This is a genomic window from Legionella sp. (genome assembly GCF_047605385.1).
Lineage (GTDB): Bacteria > Pseudomonadota > Gammaproteobacteria > Legionellales > Legionellaceae > Legionella.
Window position 1 is genome coordinate 1 of record NZ_JASGFU010000094.1, and the last position, 7,794, is coordinate 7,794.

The window sequence follows — 7,794 nt, forward strand, 5'->3', positions numbered from 1 at the left end:
ATTTGAAAGGATTTATCATGAGTCAATCTGCCAAAATCTTCATAAATGGCCGTAGTTAAGCTGTGCGTTTACCAGCAGCCTAACGTTTTAATTGCAAGGAAGTTTTTATAAGAAAAGATCCAAAGACAAGGGATGTTATATTGTCTCGTAAACCAGGAACTTGGGATGATTTTTTTGATCTTTTAAACACAGTTGAAATTTCTAAAGATTTTATGACTGAGCGTGAAGATTCTTTACCACAAGAAAGAGATGTACTTTAATGACTAACGGAGTAATCAATCGCTATATGCTAGATACTAATACGGTGAGTCATTTTATCAGGGGAGTAAATAATGTTCGTAACAAAGGTGTTTCTGTTCCTATGTCAGAACTTGCAATTTCAGCGATAACTGAAGGGGAATTATTATTGGGTTTAGCAAAAAAACCTAGGGCGAAACAATTAAGCATAGTTGTTCATGAATTTTTGATTCGTGTTGATGTATTACCTTGGGATAGCGCTGTTGCAGCTTATTATGGAACACTTCGTGCTGACATGCAAAAAAAGGGTAAAATATTAGGTAACTTGGATCTGCTGATCGCCGCCCACGCCCTAGCATTGGGAGTAGTGCTCATTACGAATGATTATGCGTTTACTCAAGTTGAAGGTTTAAAAATAGAAGACTGGACTCAATAAAGAAACACGCTAAAAGTTTTAAAACAGGCACAGGGAATAACGACACTTCTTTTTGGGCTTAAAACATTTTCATTGAAAGCTTTAGAGAAAATGATAGAAGAGTGTCGAATATATTTAAGGAGTGTGAATAATTCGCCTGATCAATAAGTTAAGATGATATTCAGGTTGTGGATTCCGAGTTTTTTTAAACGATTAGGTTTTTCTTCTCAAAAACTACTAAAATAAGCTTACCAGAATATTCAGACCAAAGGGCGGTCATGCTTTTTTTTCACGGGCTTCCTGGCGTTTTGCTAAGGTACTTATTATTTTTTCTACGCTGGTTATATGTGGATTCTCTTGCAGTAATAATGCTTTTGTTCGTTCTTCACAATATCCTTTGACTTCTTTATCAGGAAAAATATAAAATTTTTTCTGTTCTACTTCATTCACTATATATTTTGCAACTTCCACCGCAGGACGAGAATGAGATAATAAACCTTGCAACGCACCATGAAATGAGGAACTTCCTTCGGGATTATTTGTAAGCAATCCGGTGTCCGTAAATGAAGGGAATACTATTGAAATATCCACCGGTTTATTCAAGCGTATGAGGTCAAAATAAAATGATTCAGACAGTGCTAAAACAGCATGTTTGGACATAGAGTAAGAGGCTGTTTGTGAGCTCGTACAAAGCGCATACAAACTTGCCATGTTAATAATATGTGAGCGAATGTTTTGTTTGAATAAAAATGGGGTAAAGGCTTGGATCATATGGATCATGCCATACACATTAATATTTATGAGTTGCTGAATATATTCAGGATTTAATTCCCACAACGGCGCTAATTGTCCAATAATTCCAGCATTATTATAGATGTAGTCAACGCGTCCTAATTTTTGTTGTGTTTGCGCCGCTAATTCCACAACCTCATCTTTTTGAGTGACATCACAAGTTATAGCCAAGATCTTTTGTGGGTATTTGGTACTTAATTGCGCAATCTCTGCCTGGAGTTTAGTATTGTCTTTATCAACCATGACGACTGTATTGTCTTTTTGCAGATAGATTTGGCTCAAAGCCAAGCCTATTCCATTTGCGGCTCCTGTGATTACAGCTACTTTCATCGATGTCTACCTTTGGGTTAAATGTTTATTGTACCTTATACGAAGCTTGGTTTTGCTATAATTTAATAACGTAGTGCAAATATAAGGAACGATTTTGAATAGTAATGGTGAATTACCTGAGCCTGATGAGTTTCCAAAGACTCCTAATGAGTACCCAACAAAGCCTGAACCGTTAGAGCCTAATTATCCCGGAGTGCCTGAACCGGAGCCTGCGCAGCCTTCCGAGCCGGATTTTGATTAAAGGGTTAATTTCCCAAAATCAAATGATTTAAGGCACTACCAATGTCTTGAACGCGCATTAAGCTTTCGCCAATTAGGAACGTATTAATTTCATGAGATTGCATTAAGATGATGTCGGCATGAGTATTAATACCGCTTTCGGCAATCACAATTCGGTCTTTGGGGATAAGTTCTTTCAAATCCAGACTTAATTGAATGTCGGTTTTAAAGGTATGTAAGCTGCGGTTATTAATGCCCATTAAAGGAGTAGGGAGGCGTAAAGCACGTTCTAACTCTTCTTGTGTATGGCTTTCTACGAGAACCGCCATTTGTAATTCTTGAGCTAATTGGCAGTAATCAATCAATTGCGTATCATCTAATAAGGCAACAATTAATAAAATACAGTCTGCACCTAAAGAAAGGCTTTCATAAATTTGATAAGAATCTAAAATGAAATCCTTGCGTAATACTGGCAAAGAGCAATGCGATTTTGCACATTCCAGATAATCAGGATGTCCTTGGAAAAACTCGCTATCCGTCAATACTGACAAGCATTTTGCCCCATGTTTCTCATAAGTTTTTGCAATTTCTGCAACATCAAAATTTTGCCTGATTATGCCTTTGCTGGGTGAGGCGCGTTTTATTTCTGCGATAATTGCGGGAGTGGCGCAATACTCTAAAGCAGTAATAAAGTCACGGTGTTCTAATTTGGGGGCAGGCAGAGAACTTAACGGAACATTTTTTTTGGCAAAGGCTACTTCTTCAAGCTTATGTTGGGTAATACGTTCTAATACGCTATTCATAATTTAATTCTTTTTTAAGTTTTGAGTTAATTGACGCAGTTGTGCAAAACAGATTGCTGCCTTGCCGCTGTCAATGGCTACTTTTGCCTGCTCTAAAGCCTGGACAAAACTAATTTGCTCATGAGCACAATAGATTGCTGCAGCAGAATTAAGTAATATCATATCGCGTGCAGCACCAGGTTTCCCTGCCAATACCTCTTCAATCATTTGTAGGCTTTGGTTTGGTGAATCGACAATGATGGCATCCAAAGAAGGATGATGCAGTTGATATTCTTCAGGATAAATGAACCATTCATAAAACTGGTTGTTTCTGTATTCGACTACAAAAGTGGGTGCAGCGATGCTGATTTCATCCAGGCCATCTTGGGAGCTAATAACAAGAGTGCGTTGGCTGCCCAAATTAGCTAATACCGCAGCTAAAGGCATTTGCCATGCAGTGGCAAATACCCCAACGACTTGTTTTTTGACGTGTGCGGGATTAATCAAAGGTCCTAGCAAATTAAACATAGTACGTATACCTAATTGCTGGCGTGCAGTGCGGGCGTATTGCATGGCAGGATGGTAAGTGGGAGCAAACAAAAAAGCTAAATTGCATTCATGCATGCATTGTTGCATCTGTTGATCAGAAAGATTGAGTACAAATCCTGCTTGTTCTAATAAATCCGCACTGCCACTGCGGCTTGATACAGAACGGTTTCCATGTTTTGCTACAGGTATTCCTGTGGCGGCTACTACAAAGCTGCAAGCAGTTGAGACATTAAAGGTATTCTTACCATCACCACCTGTGCCTACAATATCAATTAAATTATCACCTAATTCTATTGAATGTGCCAATTGTTGCATCACTTTGGCTGCAGCAGTTAATTCATTTGCGGTTTCGCCTTTCATACGCATTAAGGCTAAAAAAGTTGCGATTTGCAGATCATTATATTTTCCAGACATGCACGCATGAATTACTTCGCTCATTTGCTGTGGGTTGAGCTCTTGTTTGGCAATGAGTTGTTCAAATAGCAGCTTGGGATTCATGTTTTAAAAAATTCTCTAATAATTGCATGCCGTATTCACTTAAAATGGCTTCCGGGTGAAATTGTAGCCCAAAAACTGGGTATTGACGATGAGTAATTGCCATGATGGTATTATCAGTCCAGGCATCCACAGATAAGCATTTAGGAATGTTATTTGGCTCAACAGCGAGTGAATGATAACGAGTTGCTTTAAAATAATTGGGAATACCACAGAATAAGCCACGATGCTGATGTTCAATCAAGGATGTTTTTCCATGCATGATTTCTGGAGCAGTAATAATTTTCCCTCCAAATACCTGAGCAATACATTGATGTCCCAGACATACGCCCAGTATGGGAAGGTCTCGATGAAATTCACGGATGGCCGCCATCGAAATACCGGCATCATCTGGAGCATTAGGACCAGGGGAAATGACCAAGTAATCCGGGTTTAACTGTTTGATTTGCCCAAGACTTATTTGATCATGGGTATAGACTATAACTTCTTGTTGCAAGCATTGGAAATATTGTACCAGGTTATAAGTAAAGGAATCATAATTATCAATAAGTAGTAACATGGTTGCTTCTTTGGTATTACAAGATAAAGTCTTCGCCTAAATAGACAGCTCTTACTTGCTTGTTCGCTAATATTACATGAGGTGTTCCTTCACAGAGTATTTTTCCTTGGCTCACAATATAGGCACGTTCGCAGATGTCCAAGGTTTCACGCACATTATGATCGGTGATTAATACTCCGATGCCTTTGTTGCATAAATGCTGAATAATTTTTTTAATGTCAATTACAGAGATAGGATCTACACCGGCAAAAGGTTCATCAAGAAGGATAAATGAGGGTTCAATCGCAAGTGCTCTGGCAATTTCTACACGACGTCGCTCGCCTCCAGATAAGGCCATTCCTAAACTATTGCTGATGTGAGTGATATGAAATTCTTGCAATAATAAATCTAATTTTTCTTGGCGAGCTTGCTCATTTAAATCGAATCGGAGTTCTAAAATTGCCATAATGTTTTCAGCAACCGTTAGCTTACGAAATACGGAAGCTTCCTGAGGGAGGTAGCTGATACCTAACCGTGCGCGTTGATGCATGGCGCTGTGGGTAATGTCTTGCCTATCAAGAATGATTTGCCCCTCATCACAGGATTGCAAACCGACGATCATATAAAAGCAGGTAGTTTTTCCTGCACCATTAGGGCCTAATAAGCCAACACACTCGCCTTGTTTGATATGAATGTTTACGCCATTAACAACAGTACGTGCTTTAAATGATTTTTTAAGGTTGCGGGCTTCTAATAAACTCATGTCGGTTTCTTTTCAGGATGATAAATAATGGTTATTCTTTTTTTGCCATTGCCTTGGGAAATGACCTGTTTTTTTATTGTGTCATAACTAATTTTGTGTGCGCTAAAAGAGTCATCGCCTTGCTCTACCCGCGCATTACCGATTAACTCGATAAGATGACGCATGGGGTAATATTTTATAATATCTGCATAAGCATGCAAAGGGGGTTTTTTCTCATCCGTAATAGCCCAGTAATGTGCTTGTTTCCCTTGCTCACCATTAGCTACGGCTAAGACGAGTTGGTTTTTCTCATTACCCAGAGTCATCGCCTTGGTTGCTTGTAAATTTGAAGTACCTTGGGTTAGTTCAACATTCCCAGTATAGATCCCTTTATGTGTTTGTTGGTCTAGATTGGCCGAATCGGCCATGACATGCATGACCTTTTCATTGTCAGAGGGTAAGGCATGCACTAAACCTGCTACTGTGGTGAATAGAGTTAATAAAATAAGCTTAGCCTTTTTCTGGAGCATAGCTTCCTCGAGCTTGATGGAGCAATTCTACTCGCTTTTCATCCAAATAGGCATTCATTCCTTTGGATTGGATGATGTTGCCTGGTTGCTCATAAGTCACAAGAAGATCAGTACTGGCTTTTTTCTCTTTGGGGAAGTACGTTACTTCCTCAGTTTTTAACGTGCTTTCTTGAGCATTGCGTCCATGCTTTTGATGGACGATAACATTGCCAGTAAAAGTAATACGATCACCACCTGCAAAAGCTTTAGCCATTTTGGAGCGAATATCCCAGGGTTGTTGTTCTTCTTGGCTTACTAAAATATGGGGGTGTTCAAAAATATAAACATCGCCTTTTTGAATATGTTGCATGATTGGCGCAGATAAACGATTTACAAGCGTGCCATCGCTACCAAACTGGCGCAATTTTAAGTGCGATACGGTGGTTTCCACTGAATTGGCCAAAGTTTCACTATCCAGGCGTGTGAGTACATTGGTATGGCTGTAATACCAGCCGGAGCAGGCCAGAATAATTAAAGTAAAAAAAAGCCAGACAAGTTTTTTTATGGTATTCATTATCGTAAATAGCTCGTGATTGCTAAATCCATTTTATTTTGCGCGTTAAGAATTAGGTCGCATAATTCACGTACTGCCCCACGACCTCCAGTATATTCAGTTTGCCAATCAGCAATTTTTTTTACTTGTGGCACCGCATTTGCTACGGCAACACCTAAACCCGCTCTTTGGATTAGAGGTAAATCTGGAAGATCATCACCAATATAAGCCATTTCTTCATCTTCAAGATTAAGAGTTTGTTTCAGTTGCATGTAGGTTGTTTGTTTGTCCAACTGGTTTTTATAGTAATGTTTAATACCTAATTGCTGCATGCGATGATCCACTACTGCATTGCGTGAGCCGGTAATTACTGCCACTTCAATGTTTGCGGCCATCAACAGTTTTAAACCCACTCCATCATGGATATGAAAGGTTTTAAGTTCATTAAAGTTATTGTCTATGTATAAGAGCCCATCAGTAAGCACACCGTCCATATCACAGATGAGGCATTTTATTTTTTTAGCTAACTCGAAAACAGTATTCATTTAAAATACGCCTGCTTTTAATAAATCATGAAGATGCAGTACTGCGGTAGGGCGATTTTCATTATCTGTGACTATGAGGGAAGTAATACTGTGTTTTTGCATCAGAGCCAATGCTTCGGCAGCCAGTATTCCCTCAGGAATCGTACGTGCATTACGGGTCATAACTTCTTTAAGTTGAGTGGTATTTATATCGTATTGGCGAGTCAGGGTACGACGTATATCACCATCGGTGTAAATGCCTACGAGATAACCTTTGTTATCAACTACACAAGTCATTCCCAATTTTTTATTGGTGACTTCAATTAATGCTTCACTTACTGTGGCACGTTCATTAATTATGGGCAAGCCATCGCCGTGATGCCCTAGTTCATCAATACGTAGCAGCAAGCGTTTACCTAAAGAGCCGCCAGGATGAGATAAGGCAAAATCTTCTTCACTAAAGCCGCGAGCTTGTAATAAGGCAATTGCTAAGGCATCACCCATTACCAAAGCAACGGTGGTGCTGGTTGTTGGTGCAAGGCCCATAGGGCATGCTTCTTGCTTAATACTCACATCCAAATTCACATCAGCCGTACGTGCTAAAACAGATTCTTGGTTACCCGTTAAGGTAATAAGAGGTACTTCCAAACGTTTTAATATAGGAAGCAAGGTGACTAGTTCGGCCGTATTTCCTGAGTTGGAAATGGCAATCACAGTATCTTGTCGGGTAATCATTCCTAAATCACCGTGGCTTGCTTCACCTGGATGCATGAAAAATGACGGGCTACCGGTGCTGGATAAGGTGGCAGCGATTTTATTGGCAATATGCCCTGACTTGCCCATACCAGTGACGACAATACGTCCTTTACAAGCCAGTAATAATTCACAAGCTTTTTCAAAACGAGCATCAATCCTTTGGGTTAATTCAAAGACAGCTTGTGCTTCAGTTTCAATCACAGCAAGTCCAAGTGTACAAAAATTCATAAGCTAGCTTTTGGGTATTTTTTGGTTGGTTTTGATTCTAACACAATGGTTCATTGTTTCAAAAGATAAGAGTAACTCCCCAGGTATTTAATTGAGCTCACCGGGCTTCCCCTCTCCACCGCGCG

Annotated in this window: 11 protein-coding genes and 1 pseudogene; 3 read left to right on the forward strand and 9 right to left on the reverse strand. The window is 39.6% G+C overall.

Going from position 1 to position 7,794, the window contains the following annotated elements; all coding sequences use genetic code 11:
* Positions 1-259 precede the first annotated feature (259 nt).
* Positions 260-673, forward strand: coding sequence for a type II toxin-antitoxin system VapC family toxin (locus QM652_RS13370; protein WP_415076619.1), 414 nt, complete (start codon positions 260-262; stop codon positions 671-673).
* An 18-nt stretch (positions 674-691) separates the two neighbouring features.
* Positions 692-820 (forward strand): annotated as a pseudogene (locus QM652_RS13375) (hypothetical protein); the annotation flags it as partial.
* Positions 821-928: 108 nt separating this feature from the next.
* Here QM652_RS13375 and QM652_RS13380 read toward each other — a convergent pair.
* The gene (locus tag QM652_RS13380; protein WP_415076621.1) at positions 929-1,774 is read right to left on the reverse strand and encodes an SDR family NAD(P)-dependent oxidoreductase; all 846 of its coding nucleotides are present in this window, start codon (positions 1,772-1,774) and stop codon (positions 929-931) included.
* Positions 1,775-1,868: 94 nt separating this feature from the next.
* On the opposite strand from QM652_RS13380, the gene QM652_RS13385 reads away from it, so the two are divergent.
* Positions 1,869-2,015 carry a hypothetical protein gene (locus QM652_RS13385; protein ID WP_415076623.1) on the forward strand — a complete coding sequence of 49 codons (147 nt, stop codon included), beginning with the start codon at positions 1,869-1,871 and terminating at the stop codon, positions 2,013-2,015.
* 4 nt (positions 2,016-2,019) lie between these two features.
* Here the strand turns inward: QM652_RS13385 and trpC are convergent, their stop codons facing one another.
* Genes trpC through QM652_RS13425 form a run of 8 tightly spaced genes read right to left on the reverse strand, consistent with a single transcriptional unit; the run spans position 2,020 to position 7,669 of the window.
* Positions 2,020-2,796 carry an indole-3-glycerol phosphate synthase TrpC gene (gene trpC / locus QM652_RS13390; protein WP_415076625.1) on the reverse strand — a complete coding sequence of 259 codons (777 nt, stop codon included), beginning with the start codon at positions 2,794-2,796 and terminating at the stop codon, positions 2,020-2,022.
* A 3-nt stretch (positions 2,797-2,799) separates the two neighbouring features.
* A complete protein-coding gene (gene trpD, locus QM652_RS13395; RefSeq protein ID WP_415076627.1) occupies positions 2,800-3,822 on the reverse strand; it encodes an anthranilate phosphoribosyltransferase in 1,023 nt (340 codons plus the stop codon).
* Positions 3,800-4,378 (reverse strand): anthranilate synthase component II, encoded by a 579-nt coding sequence (locus QM652_RS13400; RefSeq protein ID WP_415076629.1) that lies wholly within the window; start codon positions 4,376-4,378, stop codon positions 3,800-3,802. Before QM652_RS13400 ends, trpD begins: the two co-directional genes overlap by 23 nt.
* Positions 4,379-4,394: 16 nt before the next feature.
* Positions 4,395-5,120 carry an LPS export ABC transporter ATP-binding protein gene (gene lptB / locus QM652_RS13405; RefSeq protein WP_415076631.1) on the reverse strand — a complete coding sequence of 242 codons (726 nt, stop codon included), beginning with the start codon at positions 5,118-5,120 and terminating at the stop codon, positions 4,395-4,397.
* Positions 5,117-5,629, reverse strand: a complete 513-nt coding sequence (gene lptA / locus QM652_RS13410) for a lipopolysaccharide transport periplasmic protein LptA (RefSeq protein WP_415076633.1) — start codon at positions 5,627-5,629, stop codon at positions 5,117-5,119. The genes lptB and lptA overlap by 4 nt, the downstream gene beginning before the upstream one ends.
* The gene (lptC, locus tag QM652_RS13415; RefSeq protein ID WP_415076635.1) at positions 5,610-6,182 is read right to left on the reverse strand and encodes an LPS export ABC transporter periplasmic protein LptC; all 573 of its coding nucleotides are present in this window, start codon (positions 6,180-6,182) and stop codon (positions 5,610-5,612) included. Before lptC ends, lptA begins: the two co-directional genes overlap by 20 nt.
* Positions 6,182-6,706 carry a 3-deoxy-manno-octulosonate-8-phosphatase KdsC gene (kdsC, locus tag QM652_RS13420; protein ID WP_415076637.1) on the reverse strand — a complete coding sequence of 175 codons (525 nt, stop codon included), beginning with the start codon at positions 6,704-6,706 and terminating at the stop codon, positions 6,182-6,184. Before kdsC ends, lptC begins: the two co-directional genes overlap by 1 nt.
* Positions 6,707-7,669 (reverse strand): KpsF/GutQ family sugar-phosphate isomerase, encoded by a 963-nt coding sequence (locus tag QM652_RS13425; protein WP_415076639.1) that lies wholly within the window; start codon positions 7,667-7,669, stop codon positions 6,707-6,709.
* Between the last annotated feature and the right edge of the window lie 125 nt (positions 7,670-7,794).

What these genes read in the sequence shown, in the direction of transcription:
- kdsC (WP_415076637.1), bottom strand. Translation starts at nt 6,706, where the DNA reads ATGAATACTGTTTTCGAGTTAGCTAAAAAAATAAAATGCCTCATCTGT.
- trpC (WP_415076625.1), bottom strand. Translation starts at nt 2,796, where the DNA reads ATGAATAGCGTATTAGAACGTATTACCCAACATAAGCTTGAAGAAGTA.
- lptA (WP_415076633.1), bottom strand. Translation starts at nt 5,629, where the DNA reads ATGCTCCAGAAAAAGGCTAAGCTTATTTTATTAACTCTATTCACCACA.
- QM652_RS13380 (WP_415076621.1), bottom strand. Translation starts at nt 1,774, where the DNA reads ATGAAAGTAGCTGTAATCACAGGAGCCGCAAATGGAATAGGCTTGGCT.
- QM652_RS13400 (WP_415076629.1), bottom strand. Translation starts at nt 4,378, where the DNA reads ATGTTACTACTTATTGATAATTATGATTCCTTTACTTATAACCTGGTA.
- trpD (WP_415076627.1), bottom strand. Translation starts at nt 3,822, where the DNA reads ATGAATCCCAAGCTGCTATTTGAACAACTCATTGCCAAACAAGAGCTC.
- QM652_RS13370 (WP_415076619.1), top strand. Translation starts at nt 260, where the DNA reads ATGACTAACGGAGTAATCAATCGCTATATGCTAGATACTAATACGGTG.
- QM652_RS13425 (WP_415076639.1), bottom strand. Translation starts at nt 7,669, where the DNA reads ATGAATTTTTGTACACTTGGACTTGCTGTGATTGAAACTGAAGCACAA.
- lptB (WP_415076631.1), bottom strand. Translation starts at nt 5,120, where the DNA reads ATGAGTTTATTAGAAGCCCGCAACCTTAAAAAATCATTTAAAGCACGT.
- lptC (WP_415076635.1), bottom strand. Translation starts at nt 6,182, where the DNA reads ATGAATACCATAAAAAAACTTGTCTGGCTTTTTTTTACTTTAATTATT.